At 66.9% G+C, this 18,413-nt stretch carries 22 protein-coding genes; 13 read left to right on the top strand and 9 right to left on the bottom strand.

The genetic code is table 11. The features are described 5' to 3' along the window. Nucleotides 1–3: 3 nt before the first annotated feature. The 5 genes from OG381_RS23445 to OG381_RS23465 form a co-directional block, all read right to left on the bottom strand. Nucleotides 4–1,596: a HAMP domain-containing sensor histidine kinase gene (locus OG381_RS23445; protein WP_327718029.1), complete on the bottom strand. Its 1,593-nt coding sequence runs from the start codon at nucleotides 1,594–1,596 to the stop codon at nucleotides 4–6. Beyond that, entirely contained in the window at nucleotides 1,593–2,333 is a 741-nt protein-coding gene (locus OG381_RS23450) for a response regulator transcription factor (protein ID WP_019054929.1), read from the bottom strand. The genes OG381_RS23445 and OG381_RS23450 overlap by 4 nt, the downstream gene beginning before the upstream one ends. A 125-nt stretch (nucleotides 2,334–2,458) precedes the next feature. Beyond that, nucleotides 2,459–2,818, bottom strand: coding sequence for an antibiotic biosynthesis monooxygenase family protein (locus OG381_RS23455; RefSeq protein WP_327718030.1), 360 nt, complete (start codon nucleotides 2,816–2,818; stop codon nucleotides 2,459–2,461). A gap of 163 nt (nucleotides 2,819–2,981) precedes the next feature. Further along, nucleotides 2,982–3,854: a DUF2797 domain-containing protein gene (locus OG381_RS23460; protein ID WP_327718031.1), complete on the bottom strand. Its 873-nt coding sequence runs from the start codon at nucleotides 3,852–3,854 to the stop codon at nucleotides 2,982–2,984. A 57-nt stretch (nucleotides 3,855–3,911) separates the two neighbouring features. Continuing rightward, nucleotides 3,912–4,325, bottom strand: coding sequence for an HGxxPAAW family protein (locus tag OG381_RS23465; RefSeq protein ID WP_327718032.1), 414 nt, complete (start codon nucleotides 4,323–4,325; stop codon nucleotides 3,912–3,914). Nucleotides 4,326–4,413: 88 nt separating this feature from the next. Between OG381_RS23465 and OG381_RS23470 the strand changes: the two genes are divergently transcribed. Together OG381_RS23470 and OG381_RS23475 are read left to right on the top strand one after the other, a co-directional pair. Next, on the top strand, nucleotides 4,414–4,896 hold the full coding sequence (locus OG381_RS23470) for a MarR family transcriptional regulator (protein WP_327718033.1): 483 nt from the start codon (nucleotides 4,414–4,416) through the stop codon (nucleotides 4,894–4,896). Nucleotides 4,897–5,087: 191 nt separating this feature from the next. Then, nucleotides 5,088–5,582, top strand: coding sequence for a hypothetical protein (locus OG381_RS23475; protein ID WP_327718035.1), 495 nt, complete (start codon nucleotides 5,088–5,090; stop codon nucleotides 5,580–5,582). Nucleotides 5,583–5,633: 51 nt separating this feature from the next. On the opposite strand, the gene OG381_RS23480 is transcribed toward OG381_RS23475, so the two are convergent. After that, on the bottom strand, nucleotides 5,634–6,920 hold the full coding sequence (locus tag OG381_RS23480; protein WP_327718036.1) for a hypothetical protein: 1,287 nt from the start codon (nucleotides 6,918–6,920) through the stop codon (nucleotides 5,634–5,636). 337 nt (nucleotides 6,921–7,257) lie between these two features. Here OG381_RS23480 and OG381_RS23485 point away from each other — a divergent pair, with 337 nt between their 5' ends. The 3 genes from OG381_RS23485 (at nucleotide 7,258) to OG381_RS23495 (ending at nucleotide 9,710) form a co-directional block, all read left to right on the top strand. After that, nucleotides 7,258–7,464: a hypothetical protein gene (locus OG381_RS23485; RefSeq protein WP_327718037.1), complete on the top strand. Its 207-nt coding sequence runs from the start codon at nucleotides 7,258–7,260 to the stop codon at nucleotides 7,462–7,464. 540 nt (nucleotides 7,465–8,004) lie between these two features. Beyond that, complete coding sequence (locus tag OG381_RS23490; protein ID WP_327718038.1) at nucleotides 8,005–8,964, top strand: DNA-processing protein DprA; 960 nt, start codon at nucleotides 8,005–8,007, stop codon at nucleotides 8,962–8,964. A 239-nt stretch (nucleotides 8,965–9,203) separates the two neighbouring features. Continuing rightward, nucleotides 9,204–9,710 (top strand): ComF family protein, encoded by a 507-nt coding sequence (locus OG381_RS23495; protein WP_327718039.1) that lies wholly within the window; start codon nucleotides 9,204–9,206, stop codon nucleotides 9,708–9,710. A gap of 56 nt (nucleotides 9,711–9,766) precedes the next feature. Here OG381_RS23495 and OG381_RS23500 read toward each other — a convergent pair whose 3' ends face one another. From OG381_RS23500 to OG381_RS23510, 3 genes are all read right to left on the bottom strand, one after another. Then, nucleotides 9,767–10,579, bottom strand: coding sequence for a S1 family peptidase (locus OG381_RS23500; RefSeq protein ID WP_327718040.1), 813 nt, complete (start codon nucleotides 10,577–10,579; stop codon nucleotides 9,767–9,769). A gap of 231 nt (nucleotides 10,580–10,810) precedes the next feature. Beyond that, complete coding sequence (locus OG381_RS23505) at nucleotides 10,811–11,536, bottom strand: hypothetical protein (RefSeq protein ID WP_327718041.1); 726 nt, start codon at nucleotides 11,534–11,536, stop codon at nucleotides 10,811–10,813. An 83-nt stretch (nucleotides 11,537–11,619) separates the two neighbouring features. After that, nucleotides 11,620–12,462, bottom strand: a complete 843-nt coding sequence (locus OG381_RS23510) for a sigma factor-like helix-turn-helix DNA-binding protein (protein WP_327718042.1) — start codon at nucleotides 12,460–12,462, stop codon at nucleotides 11,620–11,622. Nucleotides 12,463–12,891: 429 nt separating this feature from the next. Between OG381_RS23510 and OG381_RS23515 the strand changes: the two genes are divergently transcribed. The 8 genes from OG381_RS23515 (at nucleotide 12,892) to OG381_RS23550 (ending at nucleotide 18,388) form a co-directional block, all read left to right on the top strand. Then, nucleotides 12,892–13,065 (top strand): hypothetical protein, encoded by a 174-nt coding sequence (locus tag OG381_RS23515; RefSeq protein WP_266890288.1) that lies wholly within the window; start codon nucleotides 12,892–12,894, stop codon nucleotides 13,063–13,065. Nucleotides 13,066–13,193: 128 nt separating this feature from the next. After that, a complete protein-coding gene (locus OG381_RS23520; RefSeq protein ID WP_327718043.1) occupies nucleotides 13,194–13,490 on the top strand; it encodes a DUF6284 family protein in 297 nt (98 codons plus the stop codon). 56 nt (nucleotides 13,491–13,546) lie between these two features. Beyond that, a complete protein-coding gene (locus OG381_RS23525) occupies nucleotides 13,547–14,608 on the top strand; it encodes a conjugal transfer protein (protein ID WP_443062043.1) in 1,062 nt (353 codons plus the stop codon). After that, on the top strand, nucleotides 14,608–14,997 hold the full coding sequence (locus OG381_RS23530) for an RRQRL motif-containing zinc-binding protein (protein ID WP_327718045.1): 390 nt from the start codon (nucleotides 14,608–14,610) through the stop codon (nucleotides 14,995–14,997). The genes OG381_RS23525 and OG381_RS23530 overlap by 1 nt, the downstream gene beginning before the upstream one ends. Further along, a complete protein-coding gene (locus OG381_RS23535; RefSeq protein WP_327718046.1) occupies nucleotides 14,997–15,314 on the top strand; it encodes a hypothetical protein in 318 nt (105 codons plus the stop codon). The genes OG381_RS23530 and OG381_RS23535 overlap by 1 nt, the downstream gene beginning before the upstream one ends. A gap of 2 nt (nucleotides 15,315–15,316) precedes the next feature. After that, entirely contained in the window at nucleotides 15,317–15,487 is a 171-nt protein-coding gene (locus tag OG381_RS23540; RefSeq protein WP_443061925.1) for a pRL2-8, read from the top strand. 114 nt (nucleotides 15,488–15,601) lie between these two features. Beyond that, the gene (locus OG381_RS23545; protein WP_327718048.1) at nucleotides 15,602–17,716 is read left to right on the top strand and encodes an FtsK/SpoIIIE domain-containing protein; all 2,115 of its coding nucleotides are present in this window, start codon (nucleotides 15,602–15,604) and stop codon (nucleotides 17,714–17,716) included. Nucleotides 17,717–17,920: 204 nt separating this feature from the next. Beyond that, nucleotides 17,921–18,388 carry a hypothetical protein gene (locus OG381_RS23550; RefSeq protein ID WP_327718049.1) on the top strand — a complete coding sequence of 156 codons (468 nt, stop codon included), beginning with the start codon at nucleotides 17,921–17,923 and terminating at the stop codon, nucleotides 18,386–18,388. Nucleotides 18,389–18,413 lie beyond the last annotated feature (25 nt).

An 18,413-nucleotide genomic window follows, 5' to 3' on the forward strand; every position in this document is an offset into this window, starting at 1 on the left:
TGGTCAGGTGCCCTGTTGCACCCATGTGCTGGCACTGTGCTGTACCTGTGAGTGCGATTGCCAGTTCGTTTCGGGGGCCGGGCGGGGGGCCACCGGGGTGAGCGCGGGCAGGTGCACGGTGAACACGGTCCGCCCCGGAACGCTGTCCACGGTCACGGCACCGCCGTGCGCCGTCACCACGGCCTGCACGATGGCGAGCCCGAGCCCGGTGGACCCGGAGGCCCTGGACCGCGAGGAATCGCCGCGCGCGAACCGCTCGAAGACATGCGGCAGCAGATCGGGCGGGATGCCCTGGCCGTTGTCCTCGACGTCCACGCACATCCAGGGTCCGCGCCGCTGGATACGGGCGGTGATGGTGGTACCGGGCTCCGTGTGCTTGCGGGCGTTGCCGAGCAGGTTGATGAGCACCTGCTGGAGACGGGCGGCGTCGCCGGAGACGAGGGCGGGTTCATCGGGCAGGTCGAGACGCCAGTTGTGGTCCATGCCGGCCGCGCGGGTGTCGCTGATGGTGTCCACGACGAGCGGGATGAGATCGCTCTGCTCGAACTGGAGGGGTCGGCCGGCGTCGAGCCGCGCGAGGAGGAGGAGATCTTCGACCAGCAACGTCATCCGGCCCGCCTCGGACTCGATACGGCCGAGGGCGTGCCGGGTGTCGGGGCCGATCTGCTCTCTGCCGCGTCTGGTCAGCTCGGCGTAGCCGCGGATGGAGGAGAGGGGGGTTCTGAGCTCGTGGCTGGCGTCGGCGACGAACTGCCGTACCCGCATCTCGCTCTGCTGACGCGAGTGCAGGGCGGCGTGGACGTGGTCCAGCATCCGGTTCAGCGCGGCGCCCACCTTGCCGACCTCGGTGTCCGGGTCGCACTCCGACTCGGGGACACGCTCGCTGAGGTTCACCTCGCCGGTGTGCAGAGGGAGTTCGGAGACCCGGGTCGCTGTCGCGGCGACTCGGCGCAGGGGGCGGGTGGCTACGCCGACGATGACGGTACCGGCGATACCGGCGGCGATGAGACCGGCGGCGGTGACGCTGGCTTCTACGGCGATGAGAGTGTTGAGGGTGTTGTTGACTTCGGCGGTGGGCAACGCGACGTAGTAGCTGCCCTTGTCGCCGGAGGTGTACTTGACGAGGTACTCACCGAGGCCGGGAATGTCCACGGTGTGCAGCTTCTCGTCCTGAGTGACCTCGTTGAGCGCCTCGATCGCCTCTTCACTGAGGTCCACCGCGGTCCTGTTGTAGTGGTCGTCGTCCCCCACCTTGGCGTCAGTGATGAGGCCCTTCTGAACCGTGGCAGCGATACTGCCCTGCTGCGGCCCCCTGGTGACCAGCATCTCCAGGTCGTTCGTATTGCCCGTCGGCGGCGTGTTGTCACCAACCTTGCCGGGCGGAGCACCCACTCCGGAGGCTCGCGCCGCGGCCTCTCCTACCTTGGTACCCAACTGCTCGTACAGATGCGACCGCAGCGCAAGTGTCGTCACCGTGCCGATCACCGCGCACACCACCGCGATCAGCACCACGGACGCGACGACGAGCCGCGCCCGCAGGGTACGCGGCTTGCCCAGTCGCTTCTTCTGCGTACGCGGCCGTCGTCGTCCGCTCATGACGCGGCGGGCTTGATCAGGTAACCGGCTCCACGCCGGGTGTGGATCATGGGCTCACGGCCGGCGTCGATCTTGCGGCGGAGGTAGGAGATGTAGAGCTCGACCACGTTGGCCTGGCCGCCGAAGTCGTAGGACCACACACGGTCGAGGATCTGCGCCTTGCTGAGCACGCGCCGCGGGTTGCGCATCAGGAAGCGCAGCAGCTCGAACTCGGTGGCGGTGAGGTGGATGCCCTCCCCGGCCCGCGACACCTCGTGGCTGTCCTCGTCGAGGGTGAGGTCACCGACGACCAGCACGGAGTCCGAGCGCCGGTCGGCGGCACCGGAGCGGCGGATCAGCCCGCGCAGCCGGGCCACGACCTCTTCGAGGCTGAAGGGCTTGGTGACGTAGTCGTCGCCACCGGCGGTGAGCCCGGCGATCCGGTCCTCGACGGCGTCCTTCGCGGTGAGGAACAGGACGGGAACGTCCGGCAGCTCACGGCGCATGCGCCCCAGGACGGTCAGCCCGTCCATGTCGGGCAGCATCATGTCGAGAACGACGGCGTCGGGCCGGAACTCCCGAGCCGTCTGGATGGCGCCCGTGCCATCTCCCGCACTCCGGATCTGCCATCCCTCATAGCGCAGGGCCATGGACAGCAGTTCGGTGATCGACAGCTCGTCGTCCACCACAAGCACTCGGACGGGGCTCCCGTCCGGCCTCAGCAGTTCGGTGCGCCCCTGGGGCGAGGTCGTGGTCATGTGGCCACACTGTCTGGATCCTCTGAGAGCACGCTTTCCACAACCTGTGATTTCCCTGAGAAACTCACAGGGACCTCTCAGGGAACACCCTGGAGGCTCCTTGCCTTCTCAGCGGGCCGGATCTCTCATCGCTCGGCCCGCTGGAAGCCGTGACTGTGCTCGACGCGGGCGATGTGCAGGGAGTACCGCTCGTACCAGTGCGCCCGCCCGTGCTCCTTGGCCTCCCGGTGCTCCGCGTTCTGACGCCACTGCTCGATGCCGGCCAGGTCCCGGAAGTAGGCGATGGTGATCGACAGCCCGCCCGGCGTGCGGGCCGAGTCCTCGCCGAGGAAACCGGGGATCTGCTGGACCAGCTCGCCCATGCGCTCCGCGGTGGCGCCGTATCCGGTGTCCTCCTCGGTACGCAGGGAGGTGAAGACGACGGCGTAGTACGGAGGTTCATGGGCGGCGACGGGTACGACAGGTGCCATGCGGTGATCGCTCATGTCGTCCACGGTCGTTCTCGGCCGGGCGCCGCGTCCAGGCACCTTGCCGAAAGGGATCCGGGAGGGATCCGAGTCTTTGCCATCCACCTCCAGCGGGTCGCCCGAACCGTCAGCCCTGTCAGGTGTGACAGATCTGCCAGTCCTGCCAGTCCTGGCAGGTCCGTCAGAACAGTCCGTCCTGCACCCCTGTCGCCCTCCTGAACTCCCGCACCGGCACCGAGAGTTCCTCGGTGTCGACGGGGATCAGCCCCCACCCCGTCATCAACCGCGTGTCCAGCACGACCACTCCGCCCCCGGTCTCCAGATGCAGATCGGGCCCGGCGGCGGCGACCAGCCGTCCTCCCACCGCACCTCCGGCGACGAGCTCTGCGACCACACCGGCGGGGGCGGGCAGGTCCGCCAGCCCGAACACCCGCACATGGTCGACGGGTTGGCAGGGCTCGGCCCGCAGCGACTCCGGCCACCCGCCCAGCCCCACGGCCCGTGCGTGCAGCTCGCGGATCTCGGCGGCCCGCTCCGCCTCGGTACCGGGCAGCCCGGACCGCACCGCCCGCTTGTCGGCGTAGGGAATGCGGTCAGGCACCCGCAGGGCGGCCCGCAGCAGCTCCTCCGTCCGCCGGGCCGCCATGAGCGGGCCGACGCCGAGCCAGGTGAAACAGACGGCACCCTGTTCGAGCAGCCGCGCGGAGCCCCGTTCTTCGGCGGTGATCCCGACCTTGGTCATGCCGGGTCCGAACCAGGCCAGATAGACGTGGTACGGCCGTGGATCGTCCGCGATGGTGTCGGCGGCGACGGAGTGTGCCCGGTCCAGCCGCGCGCACTCCTCGCACCGCGCCCCCGTACTGCGCCCCGACACGGCCGACCGCACCGGACACGCATGCCCCCGCGCTCCCACGCATGTCCGCACACCCCCGTCCGCGACCCCGAAGGCCACCCGTTTCCCCCAGGTCAGCGCACTGCGCCGACCGCCTTCCCACGTCAGCTCGGGACCGTCCGCCGCCCACCGCAGCCCCGAGCACTTCCATGCCTGTGCCATCACTGACGAGAGTAGAGGCCGGCACTGACAACAGGCGGTGACCAGCGGAAACAGAGGTCAGTGAGCGGCGGCCTCCGCCCCCGCGGGCTCCGGCTCCCCCATCACCACGACCGGCCCCGCCCCCGGCTCGGGCACCAGCTCGGACACCGGCTCCACCGCCGTACTCCTGCCCCGGCCCCGTCCCGCCAGTCGGCACCCCACGCACCCCGGATGTCCGTCGCGCGCCGAGCTGTCCCGCACCCACATCCCCCACTCCTCCCGGGGCCGGCGTCCCGGTGGCTTGCCCCAGCCGGTGAGGTGCAGGGCCCAGGTGACCAGGACGCTCGCCACGACGAGGGCGAGTCCGCCCGCCAGCACCGGGGCGGACACCATGATCATCCCTAGTCCCAGAACGGCCGCCCCGACGACGGCCACGGCGCATCCGGTCCACCCCGCGACCGTGTGCCCCTCGTCATACTGGTGCGCACTCACGTTCCCGCCTCCCGCTCACAGCAACAGAACATCTCACGACGTAAGAAATTTAGCACCGAAACCTCTCACGATCTAAGGTAATCAGCAGATGCAAGCCGAGCCCCGCCCCGCCACCACCCCGGCCCAGGCGCTGTCCTCGATGGACTCCCTCATCGCGGCGCATCTGCTCGGCCAGCAGGAGATGGCCCAGCGGCTGGGCCTGAACGTCACCGATCTCCTCTGCTTCGGCTGTGTCCTGAAGGCAGGCGAGAACCTGCTCACCGCGGGCGACCTCGCGGAGCACGCCCATGTCACGACGGGCGCGATGACCGGCATCCTCAACCGCCTCGAACGCGGCGGCTACATCACCCGCCGGCCCGACCCCGAAGACCGCCGCCGGGTCCGCGTCGCCGCCGTCCCGGCCGCGGTCGCCCGCGTCGAGGCCCTCTACGGCCCCTACTACACCCGCCTCAACACCCTCTTCGCCGACTACTCCGCGGACGAGATCGCCGTACTCAACGACTGGTTCACACGCACGGCGGGACTGGCGCTGGAGTACATCGAGGAACTCCGGGGTCAGGACGGCGAGTAGGGCCTGGCGCAGGGCGATGGTGGGGCTGGCTCCACCATCGATTCGGTAGGGGACACCCTCGTTCCGAAGGGCGCGCGACGAGATCGTGGAACCACGCTGATCCGGGCTGAAGCCGCGGTGAAACTCCACTGAAGCCGGTGCGGGGTCAGCTGTGGTCCGTCAGATTCGCGCCCCGCCCGGAAGGAACCGTCATGGAGACGCAGCGCACAGAGGCCGAGCCGGTGGGCCCGCTCGCCTCGTTCGTCCGGTTCGTGGTGTGCGGCGGCGGGGTCGGGGTCCTGTCCAGCGCGGCGGTTCCGCTGCTGGCGCTGCTGATGCCCTGGGCGGCGGCGAACGCGGTGATCACGGTCGCGTCGACGATCCTCTGCACCGAACTGCACGCTCTGTTCACCTTCGGCACCGGCGGCCGCGCCGGGCTGCGCCGCCACCTCCAGTCGGCCGGTTCGGCGACCGCCGCCTACGTCGTGACCTGCGCCGCGATGGTCGTCCTGCACTGGGTGCAGTCCTCGCCGGGCCTGGCCTGGGAGCAGGCGGTCTACCTCGGCGCCTCCGGTCTCGCCGGGATCGGCCGGTTCCTGGTGCTGCGGCTGTTCGTCTTCGCCGGCCGCAAGGAGACCGAGGCTGTGGCGGTACGCCCGGTGCGCGGCGGCCGCGTCCACCACGGCGACCTGCTGCTCGCCCGCTGAACTCCTCGCCTTCGGGGCCCCGGGATCTCCCCGGGGCCCCCTTTCATGCGGTCAGGAGCCGTCGGCCCGGACCGCGTACACGTACCGCTTGTCGACGTACTCGCTGGCGTTCCAGATCACTGACTCGCTGTACGACCAGCCCGACGCGCCGCTGCTGTGGAAGCTGAGGTCCTCGGAGCCGATGGCGAGGTCGGCGACGGTGCTCGCGCTGTTCGCGCCGGAGGTGAAGGTGCGCAGCGCGCCCGCGGTGGACTTGCCGGCGCTGACCGAGAGGTAGTGCTTGGTCTTGCGGGAGACGACGCCCTGGATCTTCTGCTGGGCGACGGTGACGGCCTCGGTCGCGGTGAGCGAACCCGGATGCCGGTCGGTGTAGTCGAGCTCCCAGCGGACCACCTTGGGCACGGTGTTGGTGGGCCTGGTCGAGCCGAGGAAGGGGTCGCCCCGCTCGTCGTAGTCGACGACGCCGGAGAGCGAGTACTCGCCTATCACCAGGCTGTCGGGGGTGCTGGCGCGGTCGAGGCCTATCGCCGAGTAGCGCAGCCAGGTTCCCGCGTTGTCGTAGGCGTGGCTCTGCGGGAGAACGTACTGGTAGCCGTAGCCGTAGTACTGACCGTCGGTGTGCAGACCGCACACGTCCTTCTCCGTGGTGGGGACGGTGAAGAGGGTGTTGAGGTCGAAGATCCTGAGGCCCTTGTACGTGTCGACGACGTACAGCAGATTGCCGTACCACATGATCCCGCCGGCGTGTTTGCGGACGGGGTTGAAGGAGTACGCGCCCGTGCCGGTCCTCACCGGTTCGACCAGCAGTACGTGCCGATAGGTGGGTGCGGAGGGGTTGTTGTAGTCGACGAAGGTGAGCCGCATGCCCTTGTCGAGCTCGTAGTCGTCGTCGCTGTCTTCGTCGGGGTCGGTCTCGAAGTACCAGGAGACCAGGATGACCTTGTTGCTGCCGCCCTCGGGGTAGAGCCCGTTGCCGTAGGCGTCGGCGCTGGTGGTGACGCCCTGGGGTATCCAGTAGGCGACCTTCTGGTCGTCGGGGTCCCAGGCGAATCCGGCCTGGAAGGCCTCGGACGTGCTGGGGGCGCTGCTGAGCGCGTCGGCGCTGCGGTTGGTGTCGGCTATGACGGTGGTCGCGTCCACCTTGGTCAGACTGGCCGCCAACCCGGCTGCCAGGGCGGCGAATTCGCCGTGGCTGTTGAAGGAGCGGCTGGTCAGTGAGTACTGGCCGGCGTCGATGGTCGCGGCGTGCGCGGCGGTGGGGGCGAGCAGGCTGCCGGCGGCACCGACGAACGGTGCGGCGGCCATGCCCTTGATGATCGCTCTTCGCGTCATGGTCATGACGCGAGAAAGTATGCGGATTCGAACAGACAGCACAAGCACATATGTTCGTCACCAACAGGCAAGGGCAGCACACCACTTGCTCCGGGCCCGGTCTCGGCGGAACCTCGTCCGACTCCGCCGTAGCACGCCCGCACGGCTCCCGGGCGGCCGTTCTCGAGACCCGGTCGAGGGGGGCTAACCGTCCCCTGGGGTACGGCTAGCTACACCCCCCACGCGGTAGGCCGCTCCATGGCGGCTGAAGGCCGAGGGGGGCATCGTGGAAAGCAGAGGATCCGAGAGGCACAGACCCGAGGCACTGCCCGAGGCACATCACACCTCCCCGGAAGGACATCCCATGCAGTCGCTGCCCTCACCCGAGCCGAACGCCACCGTGGCCGCCCTGACCGAGACCGCGCACGAGAGCGAACTCGCCCCGCTCCTCACCGCCTGGGACCAGACCCACCCGCCCGCGGCCGACCCCGAGTGGCGACACCTCCTGGACGAGCTGGCCCACCCCCGCACCACCGAGGCGTTCCACCGCCTGGCAGGAGCCACGGCTTGAACCCGCCCCCTTCTTACCGCCAGACCCAGAACGCCAGAGGCCCCGGACATCCCGCCGGGGCCTCTTCTCGTGTGTACGGATGCCGGTCCTTCCCCGACAACGCGAGAGGCCCCGGATCTCTCCGGGGCCTCTCACTTCATGTGCACTCGGCAGGATTCGAACCTGCAACCTTCTGATCCGTAGGCGTGTGCACCACCCGCGTGGGCCCCTCGCCCACCGGGATCTTAATGGGCACATCGAACGCTCAGCCGAGTGATCAGTACGTAGCCGTGCCCGGCTGTACGCCGCTGTTGATGTCACCCGTTGATGTCACACGCAAAAGCCTTGGACCTGTGGCTTCACCTTGGAGGTTTGCAGTCTGCGGCCGTGGCTGGAGGCTGCACCGGCTTCCCGATGGATCGTTCAGTCCCGCCACGTTCACACGACTGAGCATCGAGACACCCCTGCACAAGAGGAACCGCGTACGCCATCATGGAGGTGGCCCATCGCGCAACCGAACTGACCTTCGAACATCAGGGCCGACGAGTAGAAGGACGCACCATGACCACCATGACTCCCGAGCAGAAGGATCTGCTCGCACTCTGCGCTCTAAGGGTGGAGAGTAAATCTATCGACTGGAACCTGCTTGCCCGGATTTGCCAGTCACGTGAGGCGCTAGACGTCGTACTCAGCGGGGATCTGCCCGAGGACTCCGCGATCGCTCGCCGTAATCAACCACTCCTACGCGAAGCGCTCGCCTCCATGGACGAGGCGCGTTCACGGGTTGCGTCTGAGTACGAGGCCGCCGAGAGCGCAGGGGCTCGGCTGGTAACAGTCCTTGACCCTGACTACCCCGCAAACCTACGCGTGATCCCGAACCTCCCGCCGTTCCTCTTCTACCTCGGTTGCCTCGAAGCGCGTGACGCTCGGTCAGCCGCAGTGGTAGGTACGCGCAACGCCAGCGAGGAGGGGTTGCAGCGCGCTGCACGAATGGCGCGGGGTCTCGTTGAGCACGATGTCGTGGTTTTCAGTGGTCTTGCAAAGGGCGTCGATACCGCTGCCCACACCGCGACCGTGGACGCCGGCGGCCGTACCGTTGCTGTCATGGGAACGGGAATTGCCCATAAGATTTACCCTGCACAGAATAAACCTCTCGCTGCACAAATCGTTGAGAGCGGCGGCGCATTGGTCTCCCAGTTCTGGCCCACGTCCAGCGCAGCAACGTGGACCTTCCCGCGGAGAAATGTCGTCACATCAGGCTCCACTATGGGCAGCATCGTCGTCGAGGCGTCATCGACGTCCGGGGCGAAGATGCAGGCACGAATCGCGCACGAGCATGGCAAGCACGTCTTCCTGTTGCGGTCTCTGGCTACCAAGGAGCCATGGGCAGCGAAGATGATCGCCGAACGCAAAGCCGTGGAAGTGACCGAGCTGAACGACGTCCTTGCACTCATGGGCGAAGCAACACGCGTACAACAAGCCGGAGAACAGCGTCTTCAGCTCACGCTGGCGGGTCTGTGACCCACGCTGCGGACCTACCTCTGCCTCTTGGCTTTCCAAAGTGCCGCACCTGCGCATACGTCCGGATCGGTTCACCGGACGTATGCGCAGAGTGCGCTGGGCAAACTCTGCATCCCCTCGCTGAACATCATTGCGATCTTTGCAGTCAATCCCTGACTTCACCTGACGACGAGTGCCGAAACCCTATTTGCCGCTGGACCCCACGGCAACGACACTTCACGCGTGTAGATGCTATCGCGATGTTCGCCGATCCTTTAGAGCAGAAAATCAAGCGTTTTAAGTACGACGGGTACACCGGCTGGGGGCTCATATTCGGTCGCCTAATAGTCGGCTGGCTCAATGCACACGAGGCGAACGTCGAGGATATTGACCTTATCATCGGCAATCCCACAGCTCCGGAGCGAACGCCAGTACGCCACATTGAAGTAATGATGAAATCGGCGTATGCAGAAGACATTCGCGGGCGTTGGCCGATAGCCAGCCCAGAAAATCCTGTGCTAATCAAGAGGTACGAAACCGAAAAATCAGCCGGCAAGGGCTGGTCTGCGAAAATGGATGCTGCACGCCAACATGCGGCAGCTTTGCAGCTATGCCAAAGCGTCGAAGGTCAAAGAATTCTACTAGTGGATGACATCTTCACCACAGGAGCAACCTTTCACACCGTCGGAAAGCGGCTCATTACCGAGTGGGGAGCTACTGAGGTACGCGGCCTGGTCCTTGCGCGAGTCCCGTTTGGCCTATCGTAGTGCCCACGGAAAACCATGGTGCGCTATCTATCTGCTCTGCGACTAGCTGGGCGAGGCTAAATATCCCCTCGCCGAGCACTCCTATCTTTAAGTTGCTGTAGCTTCTCGGCGGGGAAGAAATCTTCCTCCACTTGCCAACCATACCTAAGCTCGAACATCATATCGATATTAGAGGCGGGAAAAATCCTGTTCTCAAATAGCATTTCCCAGAGTGGCTCGATCGTCAAGGCTGCCCCATAACCAAGCTCTGGGGCAGCATGGTCCGTGAGCAGGGAAGAAGTAACAACCCCCAGCAACCATCCACTCTCAGTCAGAACGGGACCGCCACTGAAACCGCCCCGCGCCATTGGGGAGATAATAAAGAGCGGATTGCGCGATCCGAGGTATGGGTCAATAATTGTATTCACCTCGCCTCGAACAGCAACCAGTCGCGGCCCCGGAGAGGTAGGAATCGGCGGATAACCGAACGCCACGACCTTCATCAGAACCATTGAGTCATCAATCCAATCGTTTAGATGACTTCCAATCTCAATATGGTCGACCTTTTTTACTTCACCCCGCCCCCAGAAATTTACTCTATTCATGTAATAATCTAGCGAAAAATCCGTCTTAAGTAGAGCGAGATCCACCATAGGGTCAGATGGATATATAATCTCTACCGATTCCAAAGATACAGAACCGTAGTAGGCGGGAATTAGATTGGTTAACTCTCTGCCTTCAACGACATGTCGCGCAGTCACCAGGTATCCATCGCCAATATGAAATGCCGTCCCTATTCCAAGTTCTCCATCCTCGCCCCGCGTTTCAACGCACAGGAGACAAGGGGAATATAGGCTGTAAAAACCTAATTGCGGAGCAGAATCTTCCATAGAGAAATTCTAGCGATATACGGGCGACCCCGGGGTCTCTTTGGTGCACTCAGCTCGGACGCACAAGCGGTCACCCTCCTCACCGGCCCCAGGGGCAGATCACCCGGCGTCGCCGTGGTCGCTGGTCCGTCTCGCGTGGGTCCGCGGGCCGCTGCCAACGCTCAGGGATAGATGACATGAGACAGCAGCGTCCGGGGGACTCAGCGCACACAGGTCTTTTCTGTGTTCAGGTCACCACTGGCAGAACGCAACGGCTGCGTCATCGCCGGACTTGTAGCGTGGCCATCGAAGCCCGGTTGGGTCTGTCGCCTCGACTTTGCGCACCTCGTTGATCAGTTCTGCCGGGCCTCCCGTACGAAGCGTCTCGAAGACATCGGACCAAGTCGCCATCTGGTACTCAGTCACGAGACGCGATACGCCGTCGGACATGACGGCAGCAGAGCTAGCCGCTTCGAGCGGTCTTGTACCCGTCAATGCATGCTCAGCTGCCTCCGGGCTGGCCGAAGCCACCCAGTACCCAGCTGGCGTGTTGCGGACCTGTCGCTGTGCGAGGACCAAGCCTTGCAGAGCCTCTCTGTGCCCCTGCGTGTGCGTCTCATGTCGCTCTACCTCAGAGCGCATTTCGGGCAGGACGTCGTCAACGCGGAGATCTGTTATTACTGAGTAGCCATCAGGGCCGTCGAAGACGACGGGTGAGTCCGCGAGAACCAGATGGTCAAGCAACCCGTTTCGATGCCGCAGAACCGCCACCGTGGCCGACGGCGTCCCCGGGTTACTTAGGTCGCACTCGGGGTGTAGTACAGCGACGCGTTCGAGTGCTTCCGCCAAGCCACTGGTGAGCGATCGGTCCGGCTCCGCGAGCGCGGCCACCAACTGACTGCCCAGATGAGCGACGTACCACGGGACACCATGGCGGCACCCCGTGGGCAAACCGGCCGTGCTCAGTCCGTCCAGCACGATGGCGAGGGTGGGCGTGCCGGCCACCCAATCCTCGTTCGGATTCGCTCCGCCGGGACGTGTGTCGATGGAGACTCGCATGATCACGCCTCATGTCGGTACAGCGGGGTGACACGTCGACTCTCCAGCACGTCGAGCGTCTTGGGGTCGTAGCGGCATGAGATGAGCGTCGAGAACCGTCGTGTACGGACCTCTCGGTACAGCTCAGCCAAGTTGTTCTCCAGGAAGTGAACGACTCCGTTCGCGCCAATGGAGTGGACTCCAGCGATGTACAGGAACGTCCCACGACCGTCCAAGCGCGGGAGGCGACCGAGGTACCCGAAGTCACCTGCTGAACCGTCTTCGTCCATCGGGGATCGGTACTTCTCCCCGGTTTTCCGGTCCACCAGGTGCCAGGCTCGATCCTTCTCAAACGCTAGGTTGTCGTCCCCTTCCAGTACCTGCGCAACTATGGGTGACAGTCGCGGCCCGCAGACGACGACGTGGTTGTCACGGTTCAGATTGATGATCCCTGTCGGCGGAACCACCTCGTATTTCGCCTCAAGCTTCATGCCCGCGAGCAGCGTGCGCAGGTGCTCGAAGTTGCTGATGTCCTCTCTGGTGACCACCTCGCTGGACTGCTCGGGGGTCTTGCCGGCCTCGTATTTGCCACCGAGCGACACCGTCACCATGTCCGTGCCGAAGAACGCTCGCTCTGGGGGCGGGCCGGCGGACGCGAGTTGCCCGACACGGCCTCGGCTCACACCGAGTCGCTTCGCGATTTCTGCCTGAGTCAGGCCTGACGCTTGCGCTTCCTCGATGGCCTCACGACGGATGCGGGAGAGCTCCAGCACCCATCCCTGATACGTCGCCATGAGGTCGATTGCCGCTTTCGCGCGGTCGACCGGCTCAGCGATCCCGGAGACCTGCTCCATGTCTGCGTGCACGACTCTCCATCCATTGCCTAGGGGGGCTACACGACTCTATCGCGAGAGGGGGTTGCGCGCAGCCTCGGGCTTGCCTATGGTCTCTAACAAGCAAGACGGCAACCCCCCCTAAGCAAGACGGGGGCGACCCCCTCTTGCACCTGCTTGACCTGCAACAACGCACCACAAGGGGCCCGGGACAGAGCGGGCCGAGGGCGCCCCCGACCCTGGGCATTCGGGAGGGCTTAGACCGAAAGGTCACGTCTCCATACGCCTACAACGGGGTCATGTCGCGCTACCTGATACGGGCGCAGCACCCCCGAAGGAGACATGCACGTCGCCCCGGCATCCAGCCGTGAAGGGTGCGAGATCGAATCTCGCCCGGGGCACTGCGTCCGCCATAACGGCTGACGCGGCAGTCAGTCCTCCGTGGACCCGAGAGGGGAAGTCATGCGCCGGATCACGAACCCCAAGCACCCCAACGTCGACCAGGTCGGGACGGACGTTCAGTACGAGGGCGAGCCGCACCGGATCACGGACGTCGGCGGCGGCTCCTTCACGCTCGTCCGTCTCCGCGATGGATACGGCCGGACCGTCTCGATTCGCAAGGTCAACGGCCGCTAGCCGAGGCACCGCCTGGCACGACTTACCGCCCCTGCGGGGGCCACCACCACACAACGGCGCGCGGCTCCCGGGGGGCAACCCGGGAGCCGCTGTCGGGCCGTTTTCACCTACCAGGGAGACCACGACCCATGAGCACCATCGTCACTGTTCAGGGCACTGTTACGACGTCCGATGACTGGACACCGTTCGCTAGCCTCGCCGACTTCTTCATGGAGCCGACAGACGCAGAGCTGGATGCGATCGAGCAGGAGATGCCGCTGATCCTGGCGGACGTCGACCTGCTCGACGCGCAGATCATCACGCTGGACCGCACGCCGAACGAGGTGGACGCCCGACGTATCCGCCGCGCCCGGCGCCGGGTGCTCACCGCTCGCCGCACGCTCGCCAACCAGAGCGTCACGGGCGCTTCCGGGGGTGCGGCGTGAGCGCCAGGCCGCTGTCGAGGGTGCAGATCGGTGTCCTGGCCGCTGCGTTCGTGCCGATGCTGGCCACGGGCGTGATCGGCGGGATCGGCACCTACAGCAACATCGGCCACGCCTACGGCAAAGGCACCGCCCTCGGGGCCCTCGCGGCTGGTGAGGGCGCCACCGCCGTACTCGCCCTGGTCCTGCTCGGGCTGACCATGCTCGGGCAGTCCTCGCCGCGCGTGGTGCGCCTCGGGTTGTGGGCGCTGCCCGCCGCCGCGTCGGTCATGGGCGCGATGGCTGCACCCGATCCGGCGCGCACTGTCATCTACGCCCTGACCCCGATGGGCATGTCCGTCTCGGCTGAGGGCATGGCGTTCCTTGCGCGGCGGATCGTGGTGCACACCGACGGTCGCGACGCCGAACACGAGCGCCGCACCGCCGATCTCGTGCAGGCTTTGGCCTACCACCGCGCCCGTGCCGCTCAGCACCCCAGCGATCGGGTCAAGAAGTGGTCGGAGCGCAAGTCGTGGCGCCTGGCCCGCAGGATCGGCGTCGGGGACACCGCGCTGGGATCGAGGCTGCTCGATGTCCAGCGCGATCGGGTCACCGAGGGCGCCGATGCCGCCCTCTCGTCGATGTACTGCGCCCCCGCCGGCCCGGCGCTGACCGTGTCCGCGAATGCGGAGGAATCTACCGAGACCAGCAGGAAACGGTCTATGGCTGACCTGGGGGAATCGGCCCCCGTTCCGGCCATGACGCTGACCCGTCTGCCGGTGCCGGAACCGGTCGCGATCGATGCGGGCAAGTCGATTCTTCCGCTCAAGCCGATGCCCGCCATCCCCGCCCCGACCCCGGCACCGATCGAGACGCCGGCGGGACGGAGTGTGGCGGCGGGATCGACTGCGCCGCGTGGGGTGACCGGTCGGGTTCCTGACGCTGCTCGATCGCCCCGGCCCAAGCGCACCCCGGCTCAACTGCTCGATGAGGCACGCAAGGCGATGGAAGGCCTGCCGGACGCGAAGGTGACCGGTGAGGGCATCCGCCGCGCGATCCACACCTCACCCGTCAACGCCCGCATGCTGCGGGACACGCTGCGTGCCGAGCGCGCGCAGCGGACCGGTCCGGCGGTGCCGTGATGGCCACCGCCTACACCAAGTGCTACGACCCGACCGGCGCCCGCTACGGGATACCGACCTACCCCTGGCGCTACGCCCCGGACGGACTCGCCACCCGCCGGCAGTTACGGGCCAAGGGACTGCGTCCGGGCGGTCAGCCAGTCTGCGCTCAGCTCATGCTGCGCCACCGCGGCCGCAAGTCCGGCGCCATGGTCGCCTACCTCTACCGCGAGGACCTCGCCAAACCGGTACGGCCGATGACCTCGCGCAAGTGGGGCGCCCTCGCCCTGGCGATGCTCGCCCGCCGCACCTGCCCGGTCTGCCGGGTCACCTACAGCTACTGCATGCCGACCTCACTCGGCATGTGCGTGCTGTGCGCCTTCCCTGCTACCTCTTCTAGGAGTGCGTGATGGGCAAGCCCAATACCCGCCGCTTGGACAAAGAGATCGAGCACACGCGGCGGAAGATCGAAGCGGTGCACAACGACGAGTGGTGGCCGCTGACCGCCGCCGAACGTCGCCAGGTGACCGGCGCCCTGGTGGGCGGCTCGTACCGGGCGGCACGCGGCAAGGGCACCGACCGCGCGGAACGGCGCCTGGAGTCGCTGAAGCAGTCGGTGCTGACCCGGCTCACCGCCGAACTGACCGCGTTGCAGAGCGAGCGGCAGCGCATCGTGACCGAGGCCGCCACCGCCAAGGCCGCCAAGAAGTCCTCGGGCTGGTGGTGAGCGTGGCCGTACCCGAGACGCCTCCGGGTGAGTGCCCGCAGTGCTGGCAGCACGCCTACGACCGGAGCGTTCACCGCCGCCTCAAGCCGCGTGAGGACTGCCCGCAGTGCGTGGACCACATGCGCAACGGCCACCCCTACCTCGTGCCCAAGCAGAAGACGGGCCGACGGTGAGCAGGAACGACCGCTGAACCGCACCGGGGTGGCCCTTGTCTGCCAGGACCCGGCCACCCCGGCTACTCCCTCTCAACTCCCGCCCCGAGTGGGGCAGTCAGGAGCAGTTCCAGCATGTCTGAGAACGTCGTTCACCTCTACAAGGACCCCACCCCCGAACCCGAGGACGCCCCGACCCCGCCCACCCCGCTGACGGTCGTCGCGGAGGCGCCGACGGTGCCGCTGTGGGTGCGCTCCGGCCGCGCGATCCGGCGTCTGGTCACCGACGAGCGGACCATGACCGTCGGCCGTGCGGTCGTCCGGCACAGCCTGTACACGTTCAACGGGGGCCGGATCGTGGCCCGCCGTACCTGGGACAGTCGTACCGGTGCCCGCTACGAACGCATGCTCCGCGCGGCGGAAGCTGCCGGGAACTATGAGGTGGCGGAGGAGTGGGAGGAGCGTCTCCAGCGCTTCCGCGACGCCCGCCACCGCCGCCGGATGGACCTGCTCCACTCGCCCCTGGACGCGGCCAAGGGCGTGGCCGTGGGCACCGGGATGAGCATCGGGGTGCTGGTCGGGCTCGGCATCGTGATGGCCCTGAACACAAAGGAATTCGGCGACGTCATCACCCCACTGAGGGCCACGATCGAGTTCATCGCCGCGCTGATCCGGATCGTGCAGATCATCTGGCCCACCGCGGTCGTTGTCGGCCCGCTGCTGGCGCTGTTGGCGATGTGGACGGTCGGCAGCAAGCAGCAGGCCGCCCCGCAGTGGGCTCTGCCCGCCAACGTGCGCAGCGGTGAGGGTGAACCGATCACCCCGTCCATCGTGGTCAAGGCCCTGCGTGACCTCGGGGTGCCCGCACTCAGGAACGCCATCAAGGAGATGGGCGACGCCGGCGCGGGCATGCTCGGGCCGATCCGGATCGCCGGATGCGGTGTCGAGGTCGACGTCACGCTTCCCTCGGGGGTGTCGACGATCGAAGTGCAGAACCGGCGCCGCAAGCTCGCGGAGAACCTCACCCGGCACGAGCACGAGGTGTTCATCACCATCCCGCAAGCTGCCCGCACGGTCCGGTTGTGGGTTGCCGACTCCGGCGCCCTGGACGAGCCGATCGGCCCGTCCCCGCTGGTCACCGACGAAACCATGACCGCCGATTACGCCAAGGGCAAGGCGCCGTGGGGGCAGGACCTGCGCGGGGATGCCGCCGCCCTGTCGCTGTATCAGCGCCACCTGCTCATCACGGGGCTGTCGAACCAGGGCAAGACCGTCGCGCTGCGCTCTCTGGCCCTGTGGCTGTCCCTGGACAAGTCGGTGCAGTTCCTGATGGGTGACCTCAAGGGCGTAGGCGACTGGAACATGTTCGAGGGTCTCGCCGAGGTGCTGATCCAGGGGCCCACCGACGAGCACGTCATCCAGGTGACCGAGATGGTCGAGGGCGCCGTGGACGAGATGAACCGCCGCATCCAGGCCCCGCCCGGAACGCAGTTCCCGCCCCTGATCGTCCTGGTGGACGAAGCGCAGGTGGCGTTCATGTGCCCCGCCAAGGACGACGAAAAGCGCCCCTACGGTGGCTCCAAGGCCAACTCCCGCTACTTCATGGCCGTCCGCAAAATCCACAACCAGGGCCGTGCGGTCAACGTCCTGATGTGGCAGGGCACCCAGGACCCCACCAACGAGAACCTGCCCAAGCTGGTCCGTGAGGGCGCGCACACCCGCGCCTCTCTCGCCCTGGGGACCGAGTCGCAGGCTCGGATGGCGCTCGGGGACAAGGCGGTCGACGGCGGGGCCGCGCCGAACCTGCTGCGTCCCGGTTTGGACCGGGGCACCCTGGTGGTCGCCTCCGACGGCATCACCATCCCGGCCGGACAGTCCTCCATCACGGTGCGCACGCACTACATCGACGACGACGCGGCCGTCGTCATCACGGACCGCGCCAAGGCCATACGGGACGGTGTCACCACCCTCACCGTCATCGAACGCGGCGAGGAGCGCGATGCGCTCGCCGACATCGCGCATGTGATCGGCGACGCGTCGCGGCTGCTCACCCTCGACATCCTCAAGCGGCTCGCCGTGCTCAGCGAGGACGCCTACGGTGCCTGGACGTTCGGCGACCTCAAGCGCGTGTTGGAGGCCGAGGGCGAGGAGCCCAAGAAGTCCAACGGACGCATGGTCGTCCACCGCGATCACGTCCTGCGCGCCCTCGCCAACCGTGACGGAGACGGTTCCGCTTCCGACGCCGGATAGCAGGGAGGAACACCCTTGCGGGCCAGGGATGCGGGGATACACCCCCAACCCCCTCCCTGGCCCGCCTCCCTCGCCCTGACCTGCACAAATGATCAGTCAGGGAGGCAGGGAGGCACCGCAGGTCAACCCCCGAAAACCCCCTCCACAGCGCCCCCACGAGGGGGTGTCCCTACCTCCCTGAACCGCCACTCGAAGGGATTCCGCATGCACCCCGACACCACGGCTTCCACGGGCACCGGGTTGACCGCAGTTGAAGCCGAGACCGAGGCGCGCCGGATCATCGCCGACGCCTACCGACCCACCGCCTACCGCGACGACACCCCCGTACCCGCCCACGGCGACACCCCGCCCGTCGTCCAGCCGGGCCGGCCCCCGATGAGCCAGGGCGCCACCGATGCGAGCGTGCTCATGCTCGCGGGCGGCACCGCCACCGCCATGGTCGGCGGTACCGCGGCGGTGCTCATGTACGTCTCGCAGTTCGCCGACCCGATCGTGTGCGGACTCGTGTTCGGCGCCCCCACCGCCCTCGTGCTCGCCCTCGCCCGGCTCGCCGCGAGGGCCAGGCCCGCCCCGGACGTCCACCACCACTACGAGGGCCCCGTCCACCAGGACCAGCGCAACGTGTCCACCACGACGCGTGGCGTGTGGGCCAAGACCAACAACCACCAGTAGCGACGCCAAGGGCGACCCCCCATTC

The organism is Streptomyces sp. NBC_00490, from assembly GCF_036013645.1.
Lineage (GTDB): Bacteria > Actinomycetota > Actinomycetes > Streptomycetales > Streptomycetaceae > Streptomyces > Streptomyces canus_F.